The 26314-nt window shown below is 42.1% G+C and carries 17 protein-coding genes and 1 pseudogene; 5 read left to right on the plus strand and 13 right to left on the minus strand.

The genetic code is table 11. The annotated features are described in order from the left end of the window. Together rpoC and LKM37_00755 are read left to right on the plus strand one after the other, a co-directional pair. The gene (gene rpoC, locus LKM37_00750; GenBank protein ID MCI1719552.1) at positions 1-4359 is read left to right on the plus strand and encodes a DNA-directed RNA polymerase subunit beta'; all 4359 of its coding nucleotides are present in this window, start codon (positions 1-3) and stop codon (positions 4357-4359) included. 115 nt (positions 4360-4474) lie between these two features. Continuing rightward, on the plus strand, positions 4475-5617 hold the full coding sequence (locus LKM37_00755; GenBank protein MCI1719553.1) for an AhpC/TSA family protein: 1143 nt from the start codon (positions 4475-4477) through the stop codon (positions 5615-5617). 186 nt (positions 5618-5803) lie between these two features. Here LKM37_00755 and LKM37_00760 read toward each other — a convergent pair whose 3' ends face one another. From LKM37_00760 to LKM37_00770, 3 genes are read right to left on the minus strand one after another with little or no spacing between them, the layout of a single operon-like run. Further along, the gene (locus LKM37_00760) at positions 5804-6700 is read right to left on the minus strand and encodes a hypothetical protein (protein ID MCI1719554.1); all 897 of its coding nucleotides are present in this window, start codon (positions 6698-6700) and stop codon (positions 5804-5806) included. A 39-nt stretch (positions 6701-6739) separates the two neighbouring features. Continuing rightward, positions 6740-8326 (minus strand): RagB/SusD family nutrient uptake outer membrane protein, encoded by a 1587-nt coding sequence (locus LKM37_00765; protein MCI1719555.1) that lies wholly within the window; start codon positions 8324-8326, stop codon positions 6740-6742. 12 nt (positions 8327-8338) lie between these two features. Beyond that, positions 8339-11323 carry a TonB-dependent receptor gene (locus LKM37_00770; protein ID MCI1719556.1) on the minus strand — a complete coding sequence of 995 codons (2985 nt, stop codon included), beginning with the start codon at positions 11321-11323 and terminating at the stop codon, positions 8339-8341. Between the two features lie 221 nt (positions 11324-11544). On the opposite strand from LKM37_00770, the pseudogene murI reads away from it, so the two are divergent. The 3 genes and pseudogenes from murI (at position 11545) to LKM37_00785 (ending at position 15977) form a co-directional block, all read left to right on the plus strand. Then, a pseudogene (gene murI / locus LKM37_00775) lies at positions 11545-12403 on the plus strand (glutamate racemase). Positions 12404-12509: 106 nt separating this feature from the next. Next, positions 12510-14729, plus strand: a complete 2220-nt coding sequence (locus LKM37_00780) for a sodium-translocating pyrophosphatase (GenBank protein MCI1719557.1) — start codon at positions 12510-12512, stop codon at positions 14727-14729. Between the two features lie 87 nt (positions 14730-14816). Further along, the gene (locus LKM37_00785; protein ID MCI1719558.1) at positions 14817-15977 is read left to right on the plus strand and encodes a class I mannose-6-phosphate isomerase; all 1161 of its coding nucleotides are present in this window, start codon (positions 14817-14819) and stop codon (positions 15975-15977) included. A 77-nt stretch (positions 15978-16054) separates the two neighbouring features. Here LKM37_00785 and atpG read toward each other — a convergent pair whose 3' ends face one another. The 10 genes from atpG to LKM37_00835 form a co-directional block, all read right to left on the minus strand. Further along, the gene (gene atpG / locus LKM37_00790; protein MCI1719559.1) at positions 16055-17041 is read right to left on the minus strand and encodes an ATP synthase F1 subunit gamma; all 987 of its coding nucleotides are present in this window, start codon (positions 17039-17041) and stop codon (positions 16055-16057) included. A 67-nt stretch (positions 17042-17108) separates the two neighbouring features. Next, complete coding sequence (gene atpA / locus LKM37_00795) at positions 17109-18695, minus strand: F0F1 ATP synthase subunit alpha (GenBank protein MCI1719560.1); 1587 nt, start codon at positions 18693-18695, stop codon at positions 17109-17111. Between the two features lie 27 nt (positions 18696-18722). Beyond that, the gene (locus LKM37_00800; GenBank protein ID MCI1719561.1) at positions 18723-19313 is read right to left on the minus strand and encodes a F0F1 ATP synthase subunit delta; all 591 of its coding nucleotides are present in this window, start codon (positions 19311-19313) and stop codon (positions 18723-18725) included. Further along, entirely contained in the window at positions 19314-19829 is a 516-nt protein-coding gene (gene atpF, locus LKM37_00805; GenBank protein ID MCI1719562.1) for a F0F1 ATP synthase subunit B, read from the minus strand. Between the two features lie 49 nt (positions 19830-19878). Continuing rightward, positions 19879-20139: an ATP synthase F0 subunit C gene (gene atpE / locus LKM37_00810; protein MCI1719563.1), complete on the minus strand. Its 261-nt coding sequence runs from the start codon at positions 20137-20139 to the stop codon at positions 19879-19881. A gap of 55 nt (positions 20140-20194) precedes the next feature. Beyond that, on the minus strand, positions 20195-21373 hold the full coding sequence (gene atpB, locus LKM37_00815) for a F0F1 ATP synthase subunit A (protein ID MCI1719564.1): 1179 nt from the start codon (positions 21371-21373) through the stop codon (positions 20195-20197). Next, on the minus strand, positions 21366-21944 hold the full coding sequence (locus tag LKM37_00820) for a DUF4407 domain-containing protein (GenBank protein ID MCI1719565.1): 579 nt from the start codon (positions 21942-21944) through the stop codon (positions 21366-21368). Before LKM37_00820 ends, atpB begins: the two co-directional genes overlap by 8 nt. A gap of 26 nt (positions 21945-21970) precedes the next feature. Continuing rightward, positions 21971-22240 (minus strand): hypothetical protein, encoded by a 270-nt coding sequence (locus tag LKM37_00825; protein MCI1719566.1) that lies wholly within the window; start codon positions 22238-22240, stop codon positions 21971-21973. A 33-nt stretch (positions 22241-22273) separates the two neighbouring features. Beyond that, on the minus strand, positions 22274-23788 hold the full coding sequence (atpD, locus tag LKM37_00830) for a F0F1 ATP synthase subunit beta (GenBank protein MCI1719567.1): 1515 nt from the start codon (positions 23786-23788) through the stop codon (positions 22274-22276). 171 nt (positions 23789-23959) lie between these two features. Next, entirely contained in the window at positions 23960-26290 is a 2331-nt protein-coding gene (locus LKM37_00835; protein ID MCI1719568.1) for a TonB-dependent receptor, read from the minus strand. Positions 26291-26314: the final 24 nt, after the last annotated feature.

Here is a 26314-nt window from a genome sequence, read left to right on the forward strand (position 1 = left end):
ATGCCTTTAAAGAAAGATAATAAAGTTAAGACCAATTTCAGCAAGATTAGAATCAGCCTTGCTTCTCCGGAGGAAATCCTGGAGAGGTCTCACGGCGAGGTGCTGAAACCGGAAACTGTTAACTATCGTACATATAAGCCAGAAAGAGACGGATTGTTCTGCGAGAGAATCTTTGGTCCTACAAAGGACTACGAGTGCTATTGCGGAAAATATAAAAGAATCCGCTACCGTGGAATTGTTTGCGACCGCTGCGGTGTTGAGGTTACGGAGAAGAAAGTCCGCAGAGAGAGAGAAGGTCATATTACGCTTACCGTTCCTGTTGCGCACATATGGTATTTCCGTTCCAACCCTAACAAGATTGGAGCATTGCTTGGCATTAAGAGCAAGCAGCTGGATTCCATTATTTATTATGAGAGATACGTTGTCATTCAGCCGGGTGTTGCCGCTCAGAGGAGCGAGACAAAAGAGCCTGTTAAGGAGCTTGACCTTCTAACTGAGGATGAATATCTTGCATTGGTAGATACTCTTCCAAAGGAGAACCAGCAGCTGCCGGATGATGACCCTAACAAGTTTATTGCAGAGATGGGAGCAGATGCCATCTACAAACTGCTTAAGAAACTTGACCTGGACCAGCTTTCTTACACTTTAAGAAGCAGCCTGGAGAATGAGACATCACAGCAGAGAAAAGCAGAATCACTTAAGAGACTGAGTGTTATAGAAGCATTCAGAGATTCTAAAGATATCAATAAGCCGGAGTGGATGATTATGAAGGTCATCCCTGTTATACCTCCGGATTTAAGACCTCTTGTACCTCTTGACGGAGGAAGATTTGCAACTTCTGATTTGAATGATCTTTACAGAAGGGTCATTATCAGAAACAACAGGTTGAAGAAACTTATTGAGATTAAGGCTCCTGAGGTCATTCTTAGAAATGAGAAGAGAATGTTGCAGGAGGCTGTGGATTCTTTGTTTGATAATTCAAAGAAATCAAACTCAATTAAGACTGAGTCAAACAGAGCGCTTAAGTCTTTGTCAGATTCTTTGAAAGGAAAGCAGGGAAGATTCCGTCAGAATTTGCTTGGAAAACGTGTGGACTATTCTGCACGTTCAGTTATTGTCGTTGGCCCGGAGCTTAAGATGCATGAATGCGGTCTTCCAAAATTCATTGCGGCTGAGCTGTTCAAACCGTTCATTATCCGCAAGTTGCTGGAGAGAGGAATTGTCAAGACAGTAAAGAGCGCAAAGAAGATGGTAGACAGAAAAGACCCGGTTATTTGGGACATCCTGGAAAATGTAATGAAAGGACATCCTGTTTTGCTTAACCGTGCCCCTACTCTGCATAGACTTGGTATTCAGGCATTCCAGCCAAAATTGATAGAAGGAAAAGCAATACAGCTTCACCCTCTTGCATGTACTCCGTTCAACGCGGACTTTGATGGTGACCAAATGGCCGTCCATCTGCCGCTGGGAAATGCTGCAGTACTTGAGGCTCAGCTGCTTATGCTTTGCACCCACAATATTCTTAATCCTGCCAACGGAGCCCCTATTACGGTTCCATCACAGGATATGGTTCTTGGACTTTACTACATTACAAAACCAAGAAAGGGTGTCAAGGGAGAAGGAATGTATTTCTATGGTCCTGAGGAAGTTATCATTGCCCACAATGAGCAGCGCCTGGACTTGCATGCAGTTATTCATGTAAGACTTCCAAAAGATTTCATGGATATAACCAAAGGTTATGAAATTAAAGAGACTACCGCCGGAAGAGTTATTTTCAACCAGGTGGTTCCTAAAGAAGTTGGTTATATTAACCAGCTGATTAACAAGAAGTCTCTGAGAGATATCATTGGAAATGTCATAAAGGTATGCGGAGCAAAGAGAGCTACTGAATTCCTGGATGACGTTAAGGCAATGGGTTACATGATGGCGTTCAAAGGCGGTCTGTCATTTAACATCAACAACGTTATTGTACCTGCAGAAAAGGAGAAACTTGTTAATGAAGGATACAAGAAGGTTGATGCTGTAAAGGCTAACTTTGATGCCGGTCTTATCACAAACAATGAGCGTTACAACCAGATTATTGATATTTGGACAAATGTCAATAATGAGCTTGCCAACATAGTTGTAAAAGAGATTTCAGCAGATAATCAGGGATTTAACCCAGTTTGGATGATGCTGGACTCCGGAGCCCGTGGTTCTAAAGAGCAGATTCGTCAGCTTTGCGGAATGAGAGGTTTGATGGCAAAGCCACAGAAGTCAGGTGCAACGGGAGGTAATGAAATTATTGAGAACCCTATTCTTGCAAACTTCAAGGAGGGTTTGTCAGTTTTGGAATATTTCATCTCCACTCACGGTGCACGTAAAGGTTTGGCTGATACCGCATTAAAGACAGCAGATGCAGGATATCTAACAAGACGTCTTGTAGATGTATCTCATGATGTGATAATTACAGAGGAAGACTGCGGAACGCTTAGAGGACTTGTCGCGACAGAGATTAAAAATAAGGATGAAGTTGTAGAGACACTTTATGATAGAATCCTTGGAAGAACCACTGTTCATGATATTTACAATCCTCTTAACGGAGAGAAGATTATTGGTGCCGGAGAAGAAATTACAGAGGAGATTGCATCAACAATTCAGTCTTTGCCTATTGAGGCTGTTGAAATTAGGTCAGTGCTTACTTGCGAAAGCAAGAAGGGAGTTTGTGCTAAATGCTACGGCCGCAACCTTGCAAGAAGCAGAATGGTAGAAAAGGGAGAAGTTGTTGGAGTTATTGCTGCTCAGTCAATTGGAGAGCCAGGTACACAGCTTACACTTAGAACATTCCACGTTGGAGGTACTGCATCTAACTCTGTTGTTGAGAGCGAGATTACATCAAAATATGATGGAAAGCTTGAATTTGAGGAGCTTAGGACTTTGGACAAGAAGGGTGATGACGGGAGCAAACAGACAATTGTAACGGGCCGCGCAACGGAAGTTAGAATTGTGGATGTTAATACTGAAATCACAATGTCCGAATACAGAGTACCTTACGGCTCTATTCTATACTTCAAGGAGGGGGATTCTGTAAAGAAAGGAGATAAGATTTGCGAATGGGATGCTTACAATGCACTTACTCTTGCAGAGGTAGACGGTACTGCAATGTATGACTCTTTGATTGAGAATGAGACATTTAAGTCTGAGGCATTGGATGAAATTTCCGGCCACTCAGAGAGAGTTGTCATTGAGTCTAAGGATAAGAACAAGAACCCGGCAATTAGAATTGTTGACGCTTCAGGAAATGAGCTGAAGAGCTACAACTTGCCTGTTAATGCTCACATTATGGTGAACAACAAACAGAAAATCAAAGCCGGAGATATTCTTGTAAAAATTCCAAGAACCGCCGGTTCAAAAGCCGGAGATATTACGGGAGGTCTTCCTAGAGTAACTGAATTGTTTGAAGCCCGCAATCCATCTAATCCTGCGATAGTTGCAGAGATTAACGGAGATGTCACCATGGGTAAGATCAAGAGAGGAAACAGGGAGATTATCATCAAGGCAAAGAGCGGAGAGGAGAAGCATTATCTTGTTCCTTTGACAAAACAGATTCTTGTTCAGGAGAACGATTATGTAAGAGCAGGAGATCCGCTTTCAGACGGAGCTATTGCACCTTCAGATATCCTTGCTATTCTGGGACCTACAAAGGTTCAGGAATATATCGTAAACGAGGTTCAGGCAGTTTACAGAATGCAGGGCGTTAAGATTAACGATAAACACTTTGAAGTTATTGTCAGACAGATGATGCGCAAAGTGCAGGTTGTTGATCCGGGCGACACCCGCTTCTTGCCGGAGCAGCTTGTTGACAGACAGGAGTTTATGAAGAGCAATGATGAGCTTTGGGACAAGAAAGTTGTTCTTGACGCAGGCGATTCCAAGAATCTTCAGGCCGGACAGATTGTAACCGTTAGAAAGCTGAGAGATGAAAACTCAATGCTTAAACGCCAGGCTCTCAAGACCGTAGAGGCAAGAGACGCCGTAGCTGCAACTGCAAACCAGATACTTCAGGGAATAACCAAGGCGGCATTAAAGACCAACAGCTTTATGAGCGCCGCTTCCTTCCAGGAGACTACCAAGGTTTTGAGCGAGGCTGCAATCTACGGAAAGACAGACTATTTGGAGGGTCTAAAGGAGAACGTAATTTGCGGACATCCAATACCTGCAGGTACAGGTCTTAGAGACTATGAGAAGATTGTTGTAACTTCTGCAGACGAGTATCGCAGAATGATGCAGGCAACTCAGGAGAACGGTCCTGCAAATTCTGTTGAGTCTCAGATGAAAGCAAACGCAGAGGGAGAAGAAGAAAACAGAGACAATCAGTAATTAATATTTTTAATCCCGACAGTGCAATTCAATTTGAATTATCTGTCGGGATTACTATTTTTATACGTACCAATCATCACGGCATAATTTGAAATAACATCTTACACCATAGAAAATGAAAAAATTTTTATTGATTCTGGCGGCGGTAATCATGGTTGCTGCATGCGGGAAAAAAGAAGAGGCAGGCTACAAAGTCACCGTAAAATTTGAAGGTGATGTACCTGATTTGAAGACAGATGCAAGAATAATCATGACCAATATGGATACTTCCGAGTATGCCATAAATGATACTGCAACGGTAGTGAACGGACAGGCAATGTTCACCGGTTCTGTCAAATCTCCTGACCTTGTGGTAATCAGATTTCTTGGCGTTGACCAAAGCGGCTCATCCAGAAATATTTGCACGCTCTTTTTGGAAAACGACACATACACTATCTCAGTTCCGGCGGACACAAATGAGGAACCTGTAATAACGGGAGGCAGAACACAACATGTTGTAGACTCGTTAAACACTGTGGCAAAGAGCATTATAAAGGCGGCGAAATTAGACACGCTGCAATCAATGTTTGAAACCGCAACAGATGTTATGAAAGATTCCATCACAACTGTTAGGAAAAAAGTTTATGAAGACATTAACAACGTTTTTACAAACTACATTAACAAACACCCCCACTCTATGTTTGCGCTTTACCAAGACGCAATGCAAATAGAATATATGCCTGCAGACTCTGCAATGAAATTGGAAAAAGAATTTGCATCAATTCCAGAATATGCTAACAATAAATACTTTAAGAAGATTCAAAAATATGTTTCGGGAGAGAGCAACTTTGCGGTTGGAAAGCAGGCGCCTGATTTTACAGAGAATGACCCGGCAGGAAACCCTATTAAATTTTCAGATATATATAAACAGAATAAAATCACGATGGTTGATTTTTGGGCCTCCTGGTGCAGCCCGTGCCGCCAGTTCAATCCAATACTTAGAAGACTGTACTACAAATACAAAAACAAAGGATTTGGAATACTGGGCGTATCACTTGATAAAGAGCAAGATGCGTGGCTGGATGCAATTGCAAAAGACCGTCTTTCATGGCCGCAGGTATCTGACTTAAAGGGATGGGACAACGCCGTTTCAAAAGCATACCTCGTAACATCAATACCGCAAAATATTTTTGTAGACAGCACCGGCAGAATTGTTTTAAGCAGAGCGGAAGAGGATGAGATTGACAGTTTCCTTAATGATAATTTGAATCAGCAATAAGCAGCAAGTCACAGCAATAGGCAAATTGCAGCAATAAGCAAGTCACAGCAATAAGCAAATTGCAGCAATAAGCAAATCACAGCAATAAGCAAATCACTGCACACAGCAATAGGCAAATCATAAAAATAAAAAAGGCGGCACATAAGTGTCGCCTTTTTTAATATTATCTAACAATTCGTATACTCTTTACTTAACTGCAGTAACTGTTAGCCTTTCACCCAGCCAATAACTACCGCCTGAAGAAATATATTTACCATCATCATTATAGGTGTGGAAACAATAGAACGTCATAGCACTTCCAACTACAAGCGCATTGCCTGTTGCTGAACCATTTGCAACCTCGTTCATCTGGTCCTCAGGATATTGATCCAGCCATAACCACCAAGCCGTATTCTTATAAGTAGATCCAGTAACCATCTTAACCATGTTGGTGCTGAACCATCCGCAATAAGCAGGTGTATTCAAAGGATAAACAAACCCGGCAGCAACATCAACCTTCACATCAAGATTGGTTGTTCCGCCAAATGCATTAACAACCCTATAATATGCCGTTGTGTATTTTGCCTTCTGCAGCTTGTATGATGTAACAAGGCTAGCATTACCATTATAACTTCTTGCAATACCGGCAGTCCAAGAAATCGTTCCATAATCCTCCCATGTAAAAGGAAGCATTGCGGTACCATCAAACTTAGTAGCAATAGCACCTGGAGCGGCTACCTTAGAATCAATTGCCAAGCTAAACGCGTAAGTATCACCCGGAGTAAGTGCGCTGCTAGTATAAGAGAGCTGAACATCCGCAGTATAACTGCCGGCGGCAAAATCTGCCGTTTTACTTACCATGGTAAATACATTATTAGTATCCGTTAAAGTAACGGGCACAGACTCTGCAGCAGAGGCTGTACCTCTCTGTAGCGTAACAGTAACAGGAGTTCCGGATAGAGAAAATGAACCCGAACTGGCCTGGAAAGTAACATCTCCGCTTGTAGGACTATAAGAAGGCCAGTCCGTAGAGCAAGATGTCATTATCATCCCGACAGAAAGCAAAACTGCCGCTAAACTCTTAGTTATATTTATTAATTTCATATTTCTTAAATTTAAAATGTTTAAAAAACATACCATCTATTAGTAACCAGGATTCTGCTGATTCTTAATCTGAGGATTAGCGTCGATCTCTGCCTGAGGTATAGGCCATAACCATCTGTGATCCGTAGGGTCCTTAGCCAAGTACTCCATAGTAGGAGAACCGGCATTAGAAATAATGCTTGCATTCTGAGCACCTGTTCTCTCCATTGAATCTCCCCATCTCTTCAAATCAAAGAAGTGGAAACCTTCACCAACGAATTCCAAAGTTCTTTCTTTCTTAATTCTTGCAAGCAAGAAATTCCCGCTCAAACTAAGTGCGGAAGAACCTACTATTCTAGCCTGAGTAAACTCTGACAAATATTTGTTTGCAAGGGTAGTATTGCCCATCATTGCATAAGCCTCAGCTGCAATAAGATACTGCTCGGCAATTCTAAACAATTTAATCTTGTTTACGTGGTTGGAATAAGCCCAAGTTGAACCGGGAGTTCTCAAATCCGGGTTGCCGGGGAACTTGTTTAGCAAATATGCATCCCCGCTAGCAGAGTTATACTTGCAAACTCCGCGGGTAACAAAATTGCCAGCCTCTTTATCATAATCAAGCCAAATCCAAAGAAGGCGCAAATCATTATTTGCATAACCACTAATGAACCACTTCTCCGGAATATAATCTGGAGCATATCTTGGAGCCTTAGCAGCATTGGAACTTCCCACACTATATGAGACATACCCAGGGTCATTAGAAGCAGGAAGAGATGAAGGATTAAAGCTTGCATCCATCTGAACTATGCACTCATCGCCGCTATCATAAGTCCAAATATTATTCATATCATCGTAATCTGCTGCAAGAGGATAAGTTCCTGCATCAACTAATGAAGCAGCTTTTTGTGCAGCCAAGCTCCAGTTTTGCATTGCAAGAGCAACTCTTGCCTGCATTGCAACTACCGCATCAACAGTAAGAGTGGTAGAACCAACATCACCATCAACATCAGAAAGGCAACTATATGCCTTATCCAAATTGGAAACTACCCAATCATAAGATGCAGCCAAAGTACTTCTGCCAGGATAGCTCAAGTGAGCCGTAGCAGGGTCAACAGCTGAACTGTATTTGTCAATTAGCATAATACCTAAGTCGCTGGCAGCATTTGCAGAAGTATAAGGTTTGCAGAAATATTCCAGAAGCATATATCCGGCATAAGCCTTTACAAAATAGGCATAACCTTGATAGTGCTTAAGAGAAGCTATTTCTGTGTCTGAAAGGTCAGCTGTACTTAATGTGCTGATGCCTTGCAGAAGATAGCAAGCTTCATTGATATCATAGTATGATGTAGCCCAAAGAGATGTGCTTACATCCTCTGATGCAGTCCATTCCCATCTGTGGAAAACGCCCTCTCTGTTACCATAATCCAACCCTGCATTAAAGTAATCAGTAGCAATATCAGGGTCATAAATAAAAGAACCGGAAGAGAGACCTCTCAAGGCAGTATTCATGCCGTTGGCAAAATTGGCGGCATCGGCAACTGTCTTAAAGGCAACATCCTGGCTCTCTGTATCAATCGGCTGGTCATTCAAGCTGCAAGATGTTGCAACAAATGCCAGAGCTATAAATAGATAAATAAATTTCTTCATAATCTCTAAGTATTAGAATGTAAATTCAACACCGGCTGAAATTTGTCTTGAGTTAGGATAACGTCCTAAAACCAAATTTGTATCCGGCTCCGGATCCCAACCTGTATACTTTGTGAAAGTAAGCAAGTTTCTGCCAGTAACATAAATTCTTATACCGCTAAGAACACGTGTCTTTTCAACTGCATCTTTGCTGAAAGTATAAGACAAAGTAATATTCTTCAATCTTACAAATGAAGCATTCTCAACTACTCTGGAATCAAATACATTCTGGTTATACTCTGGTTTAGGATATTTTGCATTTTGTCCAGGAGTAGTCCATGTACCATATAGCAACTCTGCAACCTTGTTCATATCTCCAATGTTGGAAACGTAAATTGAGTTGAAGAATTTATCGTTGTTAATCATGTATTTTCCAAATACTCCCGTGAAGTTAGCTTGCAATGCAAATTGTTTCCAAGAGAAATCAATCTGAACACCGCCTGCCCATGGAGCAAACTGGGAATATTTCTTACCAAGCAAAACGGCATTTGAGCTGTTGTAAACACTGGTAATTTTACCATCCTTATCATACCAAAGAGGTTTGCCGGAAGCAGGGTCAACGCCTGCATATCTAACTTGATAAAACTCTCCGTATGAGTGTCCTACGGTCAAATTAAGTCCGTAATTCTCCAATGTGAAGTTATCCCTGCCTTGGAATAGTTTTCTAATTCTATCCTGGTTGTAACTTGCGTTAACGCTTAAGGTTAACATTGTGTTTCTTGTCTGAAGAATATTGAAAGTAAATGTACCCTCAATACCTCTGTTGCGCATCTTTCCAACGTTAGCCCAGCCGGATGAGAATCCTGTTGAGTATGAGTAAGGAAGATCCATCAGCAAGTTAGAAGTCATCTTGTTGTAAACCTCAATCTGAGCAGAGAAGAAATTGAAAATTCTAAAGTCTAAGCCCACGTTGTAAGTCTTCTGAGTCTCCCAGGTAAGCTTGTTGTTGCCCAGGCTGGAAAGACCCCATGTAACTGAACTGTTGTAAACGGAACCCTGACCTACTAAGCTGTATGGCAAATAGTTATCAATTCCAGAGTTACCAATTGTTCCGTAAGAGAACTTAAGTTTCAAATCATTCAGCCAGCTGACGTTCTTAAGGAAGTTTTCTTTCTTTGCATCCCACATTGCTCCAAAGGAGTAGAAGTTAGCGTATCTGTTAGCTGAGCCAAACAAAGAGGAACCATCACGTCTGAATGAACCATCCAAGAAATATTTCTGAGCGTAGTTGTACTCCAATCTGCTGAACAAAGAGTTATACCTTGCGTCATCATAAGAGTATGATGGTTGGCCAGGGGTAATACCTCTTGATACTGAAGTAAATACTTGGTCCATCTGACCTGAGGAAGAAGCTCCAAAACCCTCGCTGTTTCTCCTGATGGACTCCTGTCCTGCAAGAGCAGTGATGTTATGATTTTCTCCCAAAGTGAACTTATACTCAATGGTATTGGTAGCAGTCATTCTGTAAAATCTTGTGAAGCTCTCAGAAGCACTTCCAGCACTAAAGGCTCCCTCGGGATCCTTATAACGCTTTGAAGAGTATCTGTAATCATAACCCTCTAATGCCTGAGCAAACTTAATAGTAAGGCCCTGGATTGGAGTGAATTCCTCATACAAACTGCTGTTTAATCTTACATAACTATATTTAGTTGGCTGATATGCAGAAAGATAGTGCCAGTTCCAACCGTCAAAGTCTGACATATAATTCTGCTCTTTTCCATATCCCAAAAATTTGCCGTTAGCATCTTTAAGGATTTCATAAGGAGTCATATAAGGCAAATACCACGTGGAAATGTTGATAGGGTTATACCAGCTGTTTCCTGTTCCAGAATAAGCCGTAGAGTGGTGCAAATCATAAGTTAGGCCCATGTTGATACCAAACTTAAACCAATCGGTCGGTTTAGTGTTAACATTTACTCTGGCACCATATCTGTTCATGTTGCTGCTTGGCTCGATACCAACCTGCCTGAAGGCATTAAGAGAGATGTAATAATCTGTCTTATTGGTTCTTCCTGAAACAGTCATATCACCTCCCATTGAAGGTGCATTCTGGTTCAATATCCATTTCCTCCAATTAGTATGGATATCATTTTCTAGACGGAAATTCTTAAGAGCCTGGAATGAAGTATTTGTTGTAAGTGACGGGTCAACCATCTCTCTGTAAGCAAAATACTCTTTTGTGTTCAACATTCTCATAGGGAAAGCCGCAATATTTGATATACCGTAGTTAGCGGAAATCTTTACTGTTGGCTTGTCTCCAACGCCCTTCTTTGTTGTGATATATACAACTCCGTTAGCTGCACGTGAACCGTAAATAGCTGTTGATGAAGCGTCCTTCAAAATTGTAACGCTCTCAATATCATTAGCATTCAATGTAGAGAAAACGGATGCCAAAACCGGAGAACCATCCAAAATGAACAACGGGTCAGTAGAAGCATAGATGGAGTTAACTCCTCTTAATCTCATGCTGACTGTTGCACTTGGGTCTCCAGATGATGAATATACCTGCAAACCTGCAACCTGTCCCTGCAAAGCATCGCCGGCGTTAATGACCGGTCTGTTTTGCAGCACCTTAGCCTTTACAGTTGCGGCTGCTCCGACGACATTGCTAATCTTCTTGGCTGTACCGTATCCAACTACGATAGTCTCAGTCAATAAGTTAGCGTCTTCTTCCATGGCTACGTTAATGACAGATCTTCCATTTACAGGAATCTCTACAGTCTTGTAGCCGACAGAGGAGAATACAAGCACGGCATCTTTTCTGACGTTGATAACGTACTGTCCGTTATAGTCAGTTGCAACGCCATTCTTAGTTCCTCTGATCATAACCCCCGTACCCTCTAGCGGATATTTTTCCGTAGCGCTGGTAACGGTTCCGGTTACTTTTATTGTCTGAGCCCCTATAAACTGGGGAACACACAATAACAGCAACGCTAAAACAAATGTGATTCGTTTCATTGGTTAAATTTTAAGTTAATTTTAGTAGTGTTGTTTTAATTTATATTTTGTAATAGTTTTTTCTGGTGCGCAAATACGTTGGCAATATACTTACTTTTACGCATTTGACAAAATTTTTCTTTTTTCGGCCTCAATTATAGATGCAATACGGTCAAAAAACGCAACATTAATGTTATATTTGTAATCAAATTTTTGAAAAACTCTAAAAGGAGGGGCAAAAAATGATTGGAATATTTGATTCCGGGGCTGGTGGCCTTTCAGTTTGGAAGGAGCTGATAAAAGTCTTACCATCAGAAAGTTACTTCTATATTTCAGACTCCGAATACTGTCCTTATGGCCCAAAAAGTAAAAAAACGATAGTTGAACGCACTTCCAGGATAGCCAGCTTTCTAATTGAAAGGGGCGCCGAAATTATAGTTGTGGCATGCAATACGGCAACCGCCGGCGCAATAACAGAATTGCGGCAACAGTTTGATATTCCGTTTGTTGGAATGGAACCTGCTGTAAAACCGGCAGCCATTGAGACAAAGACCGGAGTCATTGGTGTGCTGGCCACAAAGGGAACTTTCAACGGACGCCTTATATATTAATACTTCTGAAAAATTTGCACGCAAAAAAGACATAAAAATTGTTGAAAGAGTAGGAGACGGACTGGTTGAACTTGTAGAGCAAGGCAAGACTAAAACCCTTGAAGCTGAACAACTTGTAAAGAAATATATAGACCCGATGATTCAAGCCGGAGCGGACTATGTGGTACTTGGCTGCACTCACTATCCGTTCCTGGAAGAGGCAATCAACAAGGTATCTGCTAACAAAATCAATGTTATAAATCCGGCGCCCGCAGTAGCAAAACATGCCAAAATTCTTTTCCAGAAGGAGAGAGAAAAAAGAGCAGAACAAGAGGGAATCTGTCGGGATACAAAAAAAGAACAAAACACAATTGCTACAACTGGCTCAAACATAGACATTTTGAAGGGGATGGCATTGAAAATAGTGGATGATGCTTTTGCTTCCGGGGAACTAACCGCAGGAGAGAGAGAGAAGTTTCAAAAAGCAAATTTTATTCATTTAGATATATAATAGAACCAAACTAGTAACACGTATGTTACATTTTTTGTACTTTTACAATTGTTATCGCCGCGGCGATACGCCTATATTAAACTAATAATTACTCAAATAATCATTTATGAACTTAACTAACGTACTTTTCTACATTGTCCCGCTGGCCTCTCTTGTGGCCCTGGGATTCGCCTATCTATTTTATAAGCAGATGCTTAAGAAAGACGAGGGAACGCCCAGAATGAAAGAGATTGCGCTTTATGTTAGACAGGGCGCAATGGCCTATCTGAAGCAGCAATATAAAGTTGTCGCGATAGTATTTGTTATACTATCCGCTTTTTTTGCAGTGCTTGCCTATGGTTTTAATATTCAAAATCCTTGGGTTCCGTTTGCATTTCTAACAGGCGGATTTTTTAGCGGACTTGCAGGCTTCATTGGAATGAAGACGGCGACTTACGCTTCTGCAAGAACTGCGAATGCCGCAATGAAATCTTTGAACTCCGGTCTTAAGGTTGCATTCCGCAGCGGTGCCGTTATGGGTCTTACCGTTGTCGGACTTGGACTGCTGGATATTTCATTATGGTTTTTAATATTGCATGCGGTGTATCCTAATGATTTGGTGGTTATTACAACAACAATGCTGACATTTGGAATGGGAGCCTCTACTCAGGCTTTGTTTGCAAGAGTTGGCGGAGGTATCTATACAAAGGCAGCAGATGTTGGCGCGGACCTTGTTGGAAAGGTTGAGGCAGGAGTTCCCGAGGATGACCCTCGCAACCCGGCTACAATCGCAGATAATGTTGGCGATAATGTTGGTGATGTTGCCGGCATGGGAGCAGATTTGTACGAGTCATATTGCGGAAGCGTACTTGCAACAGCAGCTCTTGGAGCTACTGCATTTGCATTCTCACCGGAGGCTCAGCTGAAAGGAGTTTTTGCTCCAATGTTAATTGCAGCAGTAGGCGTATTTCTTTCTGTTATAGGAATTTACCTTGTCAAGACAAAAGAGGGAGCCGGAATGAAAGAGCTGCTAAAATCATTGAGCGTCGGAGTTAACACCGCAGCTATTTGCATTGCAATTTTCACATTCATCATACTATATGTATTAGGTCTTGACCATTGGCTGGGAATCTCATTCTCCGTCATTTCCGGATTGGTTGCCGGAGTTATAATTGGCAAGAGCACAGAGTATTACACATCACACTCTTATAAGCCTACGCAAAAAATAGCTCACAGCGCAGAGACAGGCCCCGCCACCGTAATTATTTCTGGAATTGGCACAGGCATGATTTCCACTGCGATACCTGTCGTTGTAATAAGTATCGCTATCACCCTTGCATTTTTGTGCGCAATTAATTTTGACATAGCAAATATGTTCTCCTCTCAGAATTTGAGTTACGGCCTTTACGGAATTGGAATTGCAGCAGTTGGAATGTTGTCTACCCTTGGAATAACTTTGGCTACAGACGCTTACGGTCCTATTGCAGATAACGCCGGAGGTAATGCTCAGATGAGCGAACTAGGAGAAGATGTTAGAGACAGAACCGATATGCTTGATGCTCTTGGAAATACAACAGCTGCTACAGGAAAGGGATTTGCAATTGGTTCTGCAGCCCTTACCGCTCTTGCCCTATTAGCCTCATACATAGATGAAATAAAGATTGCGCTTGTTAGAGTTGCTAATGGAGCGGCAGACGGAATGGTTGCAATTGAGGGACAATTAAAATCTCTTAATGATGTTCAAAGCGCAGGAATTTCTGATTTTATGAGCTGGTATAATGTAAGCTTTATGAACCCTAAAGTTCTTGCGGGAATTTTCATTGGAGCAATGCTTGCATTTTTATTCTGCGGACTCACGATGGGTGCCGTTGGACGTGCCGCTCAAAAAATGGTTGAGGAGGTCAGAAGACAGTTTAAAGCAGACAAAGGAATTTTGGAGGGAACATCAAAACCGGATTACGCACGCTGCGTTGGGATTTCCACAAAGAGTGCTCAGCATGAGATGGTTGGACCATCATTGCTTGCTATCATCGCCCCTATCATTGTAGGTATTGTATTTGGTGTTGCAGGTGTTCTTGGACTTCTGATTGGAGGTCTTTCCAGCGGCTTTGTTTTGGCTATTTTTATGGCAAATGCAGGCGGCGCATGGGACAATGCAAAGAAGTTTGTAGAAGAGGGAAATTTGGGCGGAAAAGGTTCATACGCTCACAAAGCAACTGTTGTTGGAGATACTGTCGGCGACCCATTTAAAGATACAAGCGGCCCATCTCTAAATATTTTGATAAAATTGATGAGCATGGTATCAATTGTAATGGCCGGCATAACTGTTGCTATCACACTGTTTTAGAGATATTTAACTTCTTTATGGAGGAGAAGTATTTGTAAAACAAATTATAATTTGTTATATTTGGGACGCTTAACGTAAAAATTTGTTATGCGTCCCATTTCTTTCTTTTCTATATACAAGCCCGCTATATGGGGCAATGAAAGCTGGGAGATTTCTGCAGTAAAGGGAAATGAATCAATCCTTTATGTGGAAAGCCCGCAGGAGAGGGAGAGAAGACTGTTTGCAGACAGCGATAGTGCAAATTCAAACAACGTAACTGAGGGCACGTCTCTAACACAGCTTATAAAAAAGTACAAAGGCGCGCTTGTTGGGGAGAAAGTTTGGAAAAAATACGGCAGCAGATTTCCTCTGCTTGTTAAATTCATTAACGCAAAAGATGACCTATCCGTCCAAGTTCACCCTTCTGATGAAATAGCAAAAAAGAAAGGGAGTTCAAATGGCAAGACCGAATTATGGTATGTCATTGATTCCGTAGGTGATGCATATATTTTTGACGGCTTCAATGAGGCCATGACTCCGGCCAGGCTGCGCGCTTTGGTAACCGGAGACATGAATTCACACGACCCAATAGGAAGAGACCGTGAATGGACTGCTCTTGGAGGAACCATGAAAGGGGTTGCGGCAGAGGACGGAGATGTATTTGGTTTTGAAATTAACAGTGTGCTAAACAGGCATACGACAAAAAGAGGAGATTGGTTTTTCATTCCCGCAGGAAGAGTTCATAGCATTGGAGCAGGGACATATCTTGTTGAAATTCAGCAAACTTCTGACTTGACATACAGACTTTTTGATTTTAACAGGGTGGATAAAGACGGGAATCACAGAAGGCTTGATATTGATGAAGCGCTTGAATCTGTAGATTATTCCCCTATTCCGTTTAATGCAGATTGCGGTAACGTTATTGAGGATAATTTAAAGAGAGGCGGAAAGACAGAAGTTGAGAAACTTGTTGGTTGCAAGTATTTTACGACATCCATGATGCACCTTAAACATGGAGAAGCAGAAAAGGGGGAGACTTTAAAATACACATTTGATTTCTCCGCGCTGGATTCATTTGTAATTCTTATTTGCACAGACGGCGCCGGCAAAATATTCTTTAAAGATGTTGACGCGAATGGACCGGAAAAGACTGAGGAGCAAAGTATTACAATAAAGAAGAGTGATGTTTATCTTTTGCCTGCATCACTTAAGAGTGTTGTAATTGAGTACTCCAACGATGTGAGAATTCTAGAGACTCACATTGATTAACAATAAGATAAAAAAGCAGCGCTCTGTTAACAGGACGCTGCTTTTTTCTTTATATCTCTATTACTATTTCTTCTCTATTACTTCATTGTGCCGCCGATAATATCCAGCAGCTCAGCAGTAATTGATTGCTGTCTGGATTTGTTGTACTGCAGCGTCAGCTCCTGAATTAAATCATCGGCATTATCAGTTGCCACCTGCATTGCCATTGTGCGTGCGGCATGTTCAGATGCATAAGAATCTGCCAATGCCGTATATAGCTTCTGGCTAAGTACTTGCGGAATCAGCGCGGCAATCAGTTCAGGCGCGCTCGGCTCAACAATATAATTGTTCAAGTAGCCGCCGTCTCTCTTATCTCCGCTTTTCCCCTCGGCGCTATTTTCACCCGCACCACCATTCTCACTCTTATACGCAGACATATCTATCGGGAGATAAGTAATTCTCTCAACCTTCTGAACTGCAGTAGATTTAAAATGATGATATATTACCAGAACCTTGTCAGCTTCACCTGCGGCATACATTTTCATCAGCTTGCGCGCAAGCTTTGCAATACCTGAATATGAGGGAGTTGCAGCAAGGGTCTGAAGCAAAACATCAGGCTCCGAATCTGTTGATTTGGGGATATATGACTGTACGTTGAAGCCCATCTTTTTTGCAGCTTCTTCTATTTTTTTCCCGACAGGAAATACTGTAATATCTTTCCCTTTGTATTCAAGAACAGCAGAGGTAAACTCTTTAATTATGTTGTAATTGAATGAACCGCAAAGTGATGAGTTTGAAGAGAATGCAACAACAGCAATTTTTTTAACCGCCCTTTCCGCAACAAATGGAGACTCAAAGGAAGAGTCATTTTTTGAGACCTTGCCCTCATTGTCTTTTACGGAAATTTCTCCGGAAAGGAAGTTGGCAACAATCTTATCCAGCCTCTTCTGATACGGAACCATGTTACCTATAAGATTCTGAGCCTTATGAAGTTTGGCAGAGGATACCATCATCATTGCAGAGGTCACCTTGCGGGTGCTCTGTACAGAATTGATTCTTGTTTTAACCTCTTTTAAAGATGCCATAATTTAATCCCTTCAAATATTTTTTATTTGCCGCCGGCAATTTTGTTGCAGCCGCCAATTATCTGCTTTACGCATTTACCTGATTTGTAGTCTCTTTGGCAACTTTATCCATAACCTTCATCATATCGTCATTAATGACTCCTTTCTTCAAAGGCTCCATAACATCCTCTTTATGATTAAGTTTAAGAGAGCGCAAATAATTTGTCTCAAAATCTGAAACCTTTTCTATTGGAATATCTTTTAGTAATCCGTGAGTTCCGCAATAAAGAATTGCTATCTGCTCCTCAACTGCCATTGGAGAATATTGCGGCTGAACCAGCAAACGAGTATTCTTTCTTCCTTTATCAATTGCCATTGCAGTCACCTTATCCATCTCACCGCCGAACTTTGTAAAGGACTCAAGCTCTTGGTATTGCGCCTGGTCAATCTTAAGAGAGCCGGCAACTTTTTTCATGGATTTAATTTGAGCATTTCCTCCTACACGGGAGACTGAAATTCCTACATTAATCGCAGGACGGTTGCCCTGGTTAAATAAATCTGTATCCAGGAAAATCTGTCCGTCCGTAATTGAAATTACGTTGGTTGGAATATACGCTGCAACATCTCCCTCCTGCGTCTCAATAATTGGTAGCGCGGTAAGTGAGCCTCCGCCTTTTACTTTCCCTTTAAGACTCTCCGGAAGATCATTCATCTGCTCTGCAACTTCCTGCTGGTCAATAATTTTTGCAGCTCTTTCCAAAAGCCTGGAGTGCAAATAGAAAATATCTCCGGGGTAAGCTTCACGTCCGGAAGGTCTGCGCAAAATCAGGGAAACCTCTCTGTATGAGACAGCTTGCTTTGACAAGTCATCATATACGACCAGCGCATCTCTGCCGGTATCCCTGAAATACTCGCCTATTGCAGCTCCGGCAAATGGCGCAAAATACTGCAGCGCAGCGGGATCACCAGCTGTCGCGACAACGACAGTAGTATAATCCATTGCCCCATATTGTCTTAAAGTATTTACAAGACTCGCGACAGTTGAACCCTTCTGCCCTATTGCAACATAGATGCAGTAAACAGGTTTGCCTGCCTCATAATTTCCTCTCTGATTGATAATTGTATCAATTGCAAGCGCAGTCTTTCCTGTCTGGCGGTCTCCAATAATCAGCTCTCTCTGTCCGCGGCCGATTGGAATCATTGAGTCAATTGCTTTGATACCGGTCTGAAGCGGCTGATTTACAGGCTGACGGAAAATTACACCCGGAGCCTTTCTTTCCAAAGGCATCTGGCAAAGTTCTCCCGTTATTGCTCCGCGGCCATCCACAGGTTCTCCAAGCGGATTGATAACCCTTCCTAAAAGGCTCTCTCCCACGCGGATAGATGCAATACGCTTTGTACGCTTAACTGTAAATCCCTCCTTGATTTCATCTGTCGGACCCAGCAAAACCGCACCGACATTATCTGCCTCCAAGTTCATGACAACAGCCATCTCGCCGTTCTCAAATTCCAAAAGCTCATTAGCCTCTGCATTGCGCAAACCGTAAATGCGGACAACACCGTCGCTGACCTGCAGGACAGTACCAACCTCATCCATTTGCACCTGGCTTTCAATGCCTTCCAGCTGCTTGCGCAAAACCTCGGAAACCTCGCTTACATTAATATTATCTGCCATAATTTTCTGACATTTAATGCGGACACGCTAAACTATCCGCCTGTTCTTCTCTATAAATTGTTGTTTAAATTTTCTAATCTGAGTGGCTACGCTGGCATCTAATCTATAATCATTGATGTCAAAAATAAAACCTCCCTCAATAGCCGGATCAACAACCCTATCCAGCTCAATTGTACAATGCAGCATCTTGGATGCCGTATTTGTAATTCTCTCTTCCATAGACTTTTCCAACGGCACGGCGGTAATAATTTTTGCAACGCCGATGTGTTTGAAATTTCTATACAAGGTTGCGTACACAAGCGCAATGGAGTACATGTAACCCTCCCTCTTGCGTTCAACTACAAGGTCAAAAAACTTCTCCAGCTCCGCGGATATTTTTCCGCCGGGAACTTCCCCCTCTGCAGGCTTAAGGACTTCTCCCGCCGCAGTATGCAGAAGCGAAATTTTTTCTTTTGCAGAAAGCAATGGATTCTCCAGCGTTGCACGCAAATCGGGATTGACGGCAAAGGAATGCGCTACCAGACCAAGTTCTCTATAAACCTGATCTTCAACGCCTTTTTCACGCGCATAATCAAACAGCGCCTTTGCGTACCTTACCGATAATACTCCTACGTCCATTTAGCTGCGAGCCTCCGATTTTTCTTTATCCAGAACTTCTGTAATCATGCGGTTAACCATTTCCATCTGCTTATCCTTATCGCTCAGCTGCTGTCTCAAAATTTTCTCTGCAATATCGCAGGAAAGAGAAGCAACCTCACGGCGAATATCACGGATGGCCTCTTCCTTCTGAAGACGAATCTGTTCTTTAGCCGCATTAATCTCTTTTTGAGCAGCTTGCACTGCTTCATTCTTTGCCTCTGCAATTATTTTTTCCCTCTGCTGTGAAGCATCCTTGAGAACACGTCCCTGCTCCCTGTTGGCAGCAGCGACAATAGAATCACTCTCTTCTTTCACCTTGGAAATCTTTAAATCTGCTTCCTTGGCGCCTTGCAAAGAGCTAGCTATCTTCTCTCTTCTTTTCTCAACGGCTTTTGTAATGTACGGAAATCCAAACTTTCCCACCGCAACAAATACGACGATGAAAGAGAGGAGCATCCAAAACAACAGACCGCTGTCGGGAACTAATAATGACATAATTTTTAAATTTATGACAACGTCTTTAAATTAAAGACGGCGTCTTTTATTACAATTGGACAAAGTAAGACAACAAGCAAACTACGACTGACAATAGTGCAACTCCCTCAATAAGAGCTGCTGCCAAAATCATACTGCTTCTTACATCACCTACTGCCTGAGGCTGGCGGGCAATTGCATCCATTGCAGAACTTCCAATTTTTCCGATACCTATTCCGGCACCAATTGTTGCAAGACCGGCTCCGACTGCAGCAAGACCTTTACTTAGTCCTACGCCTATTCCATATTCCAAAACTGTAAATAGTAACATAATGTTTTATTTTTTAACGTTTATATTTTTTCTTTTAAGTCTCTCAATTCAAAAATTATTTCTCACTCTTTACCGCGCTGCCCTCTTGTGCAATTCCAATGAATACAGCTGAAAGCAAGGTAAATACGTAAGCCTGGATGAATGCAACCAAAAGCTCCAGAGCATTCATGAACAAATTAAATGCAACTGAAATTACAGTCATCGTACTTCCCATCAAAGCGCCTATGCTGCAGCCAATAAATATCAGACATGTCAGCACAAGCATTGCCATGTGTCCGCTAAGCATGTTTGCAAACAGTCGTATCATCAATGCGATTGGCTTTGTAAATATTCCAAAGAGCTCAATAAGAGGCATCAATGGGATTGGGCATTTTAACCAAAGCGGCACGTCCGGCCAAAGAATATCTTTCCAATAATGTTTGGTTCCAAAAATGTTAACTGCCAGGAATGTGCAAATTGCAAGGAAGAAAGTTATTGCAATATTGCCTGTAACGTTTGCGCCTCCAGGAAATATTGGAATCAAAGCCATTATATTATTCACAAGAATAAAGAAAAACGCAGTGAGAAGATAAGGAGAATATTTCTTATAATTAGCTCCTACGCAAGGCTTTACAACGCTGTCTTCTATGGCCATGATGAACATCTCCATAAATCCTGCAAACTTGCCGGGAACTCCGGAGCCATCCTGATGTTTCCTGTAAAATTTTGCCGTACATAAAATCAGCACAATCAAAATTGTAGAATTTATCATCAGCCCAAGAGAAACTTTTGTGACGGAGAAATCAGCCGGCTTAACGAAAGTTCCATCCGGCATTTTTTCCATCAATTTCCCCTGGTGGGCGGAACTTTCAGGAGCTGGATAAAAACCTTCATAGCAACCCTCTTCATTTTCCGTACCGTCCTCATTTACATATAATTTCCGTGAAGAAAAAACATGCCATCCGCTTGTTTTGCTGTGCAGTATAACGGGCAAATACAAAGAGATTTCTTTGCCGTGAATCTTTGTAATCTCCCATTTATATGAATCCAAGATGTGACCAAAAATTATCGCTTTTACATCTATGCTTTTCTTATCGCTCCCGACAGCTTTTGCAGCCGGAGCAGCAGCAGTCTTCTGCGCCGCAACAGCATTGGCGGCACCTGCAACTTGCTGTACGACAGTTGTATCCGCAGCCTTTGCACTCGCCGTCGCGATGCATAAAATACTTAACAATATGATAAACGCCTTACGCATTTTTTTCACTCTCTTCTTTATCGGAGCACTCTGCCCCATTCTTAATCTTCTTCTCCTTTTTCTCAGCAATTTCCTGTTTCTCCATCTCTTCCCTCATCTTATCATGCTCTTCATCTTTCTGTGCAACTACTTTAACCTCAGCGGTTAAATCCTTGCTGTGCTTCATGAAAAATGTTGTATCAAATACAAGCCAGATGATATAATAGATTGCGAAAGTGACAAGGAACGGCTTAATAAAACTATCGCTCCCGGCGGCAAACTGATGCTTGATTGAGACACAATATGCAACCGCAAAAATCACCAGCAAAATAAATTTTATCATCTTCAGAAGCAGGTAGATTTGAGGCATTTGCCTAGGTTTTGCTTTAGACCTGCTGACCAGAATATTCATGCCCAGCTGACATACGATAAAGAAACATAGTGTAAGCCATATAATGCCAGGGAATGAAAAGCTTGGCAGCGCATACTTCAAAACCAAGTATGCGGCCGCACCCGCAACAACAGTTATTACTGCGTTGATTCCAAGGTATTTAACCTGCACTTTCTTATCTTTTGCCTCTGCGTGGTCCATGTTTTCTTGCTTCTCCTCAATAAAATTTACGAGACACAAACAGTCACAACTCCGTCGCTCATCTCCACAAATCCCCCCTCAATTTCCAAACTCTTTTTTCCTCCCCCGTCAGCTTCATCTCCGCTGCCGGCAACGGGAAAATACTCAATCTCCCCTTTAACCAAAGAGGAAATAATTGGAGCATGATGAGGTAAAATTGTAAACTGCCCCAGCTCTCCCGGCAATGTAACTTTCTCTATATCACCGTCAAATAATGACGCCTCAGGAGAAATAATATTTAAATGCAAATCTGCCATATTCTCAGCGATAGATTACTATCGCGATTATTATTATGCATTAGCCTGCTCCAAAATCTTCTTGCCCTTCTCCATTGCCTGCTCAATTGTACCAACATTCATAAAGGCCTGCTCCGGAAGATCATCACACTCACCATCCATAATCATCTTAAATCCTTTGATGGTGTCTTTAATATCTACCATCACACCCTTTATTCCGGTATATTGCTCTGCAACCGTAAACGGCTGTGACATAAATCTTTGTACTCTACGTGCTCTGTTAACGGTAAGCTTATCTTCTGCAGAAAGCTCCTCCATTCCCAAAATGGAAATAATATCCTGAAGCTCCTTGTTGCGCTGAAGAATTTGCTTAACTCTCTGGGCAACTTCATAATGCTCCTGCCCGACAATGTGAGGGTCAAGAATTCTGGATGTTGAAGCAAGAGGATCTACGGCCGGATAAATTCCAAGCGCGGTAATCTTTCTGTTCAGCTCAGTTGTTGCATCCAAGTGTGAGAAAGTTGTTGCGGGCGCAGGGTCCGTAAAGTCATCTGCAGGGACATAAACGGCTTGCACAGAGGTAATTGAGCCTTTCTTTGTGGAAGTAATTCTCTCCTGCATTGCACCCATCTCCGTAGAAAGCGTAGGCTGATAACCTACCGCAGAAGGCATACGTCCCAGCAATGCTGAAACCTCGCTGCCCGCCTGCGTGAAACGGAAGATGTTATCTATGAACAACAAAATATTATTGCCTGTTCCTTCTGCCGCACCATCTCTAAATGACTCAGCCACAGTCAGTCCGGAAAGCGCAACAGAACTTCTTGCTCCGGGCGGCTCATTCATTTGTCCAAACACCAATGTAGCCTGGCTCTTTGCAACTTCATTATAATCAATGGTTGACAAGTCCCATTTCCCCTCTTCCAAACCTTTCTTAAATTTCTCTCCGTATCTGATAACTCCGCTCTCCAACATATCTCTCAGCAAATCATTACCTTCACGCGTACGCTCTCCAACTCCTGCAAAAACGGAAAAACCGTTATAACCTTTGGCGACGTTGTTAATCAGCTCCATAATAAGGACGGTCTTGCCTACTCCTGCGCCTCCAAACAAACCAATCTTACCGCCCTTGCAATAAGGCTCCATCAAATCAATGACTTTAATTCCTGTCGGGAGCATCTCCTGAACAGTTGTAAGTTCCTCAAACTTAGGTGGAAGCCTGTGAATAGGATAAGAGCCTTTCATCTCCAGAGGCTTCATTCCGTCAATAGGATCTCCAACAACATTCATCAAGCGCCCTCTGACCTGAGGACCTACGGGCATTGTAATAGGACCACCCTTCGGCTGCACTTTCATGCCTCTCTGCAAACCATCGGTGCTGTCCATTGCTACCGTTCTAACTGTGTCTTCTCCAATATGTTGCTGAACCTCAACGGTCAGAATTTTACCGTTCGGCCTTCTAATTTCCAAAGCATCATGGATGGCCGGCAAAGACTCTTTTGCTTTTACATCAAAAGAGACGTCTACAACCGGTCCGATGATTTGAGAAATATGACCAACTAATTCACTCATATATGATAATTTTATTTTTCTTTTTTAAGTTCCCGATAGTTCAACAAATGCCCTATCAAGAGACGCGCAAAGGTACAAAAAACGGGCCCATTGTGTTACTCATTAGACTTTTGGAACAAATTTAGTGTAAAAGTGGTATTATGCTCCTCTCCGGAGCATTAAAAACAGAGCTTAGAATCTGATTCTCAAGTCAATACCCCCCTGAATAGACTTACCTTTCTGCATAAAGCCCGTGCTGCCGTTAACCGCCGCTGCGCTGCTGCTGTCAAAGTAGAAAACGGCGTAGTCTTTATTGAGCAAATTACGCCCCCAGATATCAATCTCAATAAGGCGGCTTAACCTGGCAACAATCCTGGCATTCAGCAGTCCGTAAAACTTTTGGCTAACGTCATTTGCCTCAGTGAAAAATGTACGGCCGGCGCCGGAATACTCAATCTCCGCACGCAGCCCTTTCACAGAAATCCCGCTGTAAGAAGTTGCAACATTGCCAAGAGGTATATCATACATCAGGGCGGCGCTAAAAGTATTTTCAGGAGCAAAAGGGACGTGCTTGCCCTTATAATCAACTACTTGCAGAGTTGCTTTCCCTGTATTGTCATAAACCTTTTCATTAGAAAGATACTTTATGAACGTGGCGTGAGTATATCCGTAATTAACTGCAAAACTCAAATTGTCAATGATTTGACCGTGCGCGGAGAACTCAGCACCACAACTGCGGCTCTTGCCGGCATTAGTTGTATAACGTCCAAGCCCGCTCTCCACAAACCTTGCAACTTGCTGATTCTTAACGCGCATATAAAAAGCAGCCACATCAACATTTATCTCCGTCCCGGGAATTGTCAGATGCGCTCCTGCTTCATAATTCCAAGAATATTCCGGCTTATATTTTATTGCAAGATTAACGGAAGAATCATTCTGAATATCACCCTTGTTTAACATCATTGCGCTTTGCAAATAATCAGAAAGCATCTGAATATTATAACCGCCGCTTCTGTAACCGCGGCTTACCTGAGCATAGACATTGTTTGCTCCGTTAAACCTATAATCAATTGAAAACTTGGGCAATATAGGGAAATATTGATTATCCAGATTCCCAAAATATCTTGCCGCATAAGCTCCGCTTTTTATGACAGATCCACGCCTTAACATATTATAATTCATTGCGGCTCTTGAGTCATAATCAATTTTTACTTTTTCATAATCTAGTCTAATCCCGACAGTTGCAGACAAGCCATCTGCGCCGAACAAATCTTTAAAGACAGATTGGTGATAAATTGCAGCGCCAAAAGTTGGAGTGCTGAATTTGCCTGGAATCTGCAATAAGCTGTCGGTGAGCTTAACAGCAACAGGAGAGTGGGACATTGCCGCATCCATCTGCTGCTGAATCATAGAGATAAAATCTTTGCCAAAATCCAAAGGCGCATTTGTTTTCTGCCACTGATAAAATGCAGAAACTCCGGAACTGCGCTGCCATTTGACATTCCCGCCCAATAAATCAGGATTTATATTCTTAAACACAACCTCCTCGCTTACAGTATTTTGCTTCTGTTTCTGAAGCATTGTAAATCTGTCTGCAGGCGTGAAGTCCTGGTCCAAAGACATCCGGTCTCTTAGATGTTGCCACCCTGTAACGGAAGTAATTTTCACATTGCCGGCAGTGTGCTCTCCCTTTAATCCCACATTCAGCAAATTGCGATAATAGCCGCTGCTGAAATTGTAATTTGGCTGACTGTAATTTCCTGTGTTCTTGTTATATGCGCCATAAGGATATCCGCCCATGTCCGTATATTCATAACTTACATTAAGATCATATTCAGACTTGGAATTTGGACGGAACATTGCATGAAATCTTCCGCCGCCGTTTGTACCCTTATCAATGTTTTTTCCGCTGTACTGATTTTTGTAGAAGCCCCCTTCATGGTCTGCAAAGCCCCCCGCGGAAAATGCAAACTTCTTGCTAATTCTATGATAATGAGTAAGTGAGAAGCGATAATTATTTTTTGTAGCAGCGCTTAAAAACAAATCGGTGCCGGCATATTCAAAGGGAGATTTTGTATGAATGTCAATTATTCCACCCATAGAATTCATACCGTAAAGAGTTCCCTGGGGACCGCGCAAAACATCAACTCTGTTAACGTCAGAGAAATCAAAATCAAATGCGGACTTGTCATAATATGGAAAGTCATCCACATAAACACCTACCGCAGAGGAATTTATACGAGAACCAATTCCCCTTATATAAATTGACGATGTGAGTTTTGAACCATAATCAGGAACATATAAATTTGGAACGGAGCCCGTCAAACCTTTAACAGAAAAAATTCTTTGGCTCTGCAACTCCTTGGAGGTAAAATGGTTGTAGGAAACAGCCTGATTGCTCAAAGCGCGCTCATCTCTTAATGATTTTGCATCAACAACAACAGAATCTAACTTAACTTGAGCAACAGCAAATTGAATTGATGTAAGTAATATACCTGCGCAAATAATAATCTTCTTCATCATATCTTCATAATTGGGAGTGCAAAG

It is taken from the genome of Bacteroidales bacterium (assembly GCA_022647615.1).
Classification (GTDB): domain Bacteria; phylum Bacteroidota; class Bacteroidia; order Bacteroidales; family UBA932; genus Egerieousia.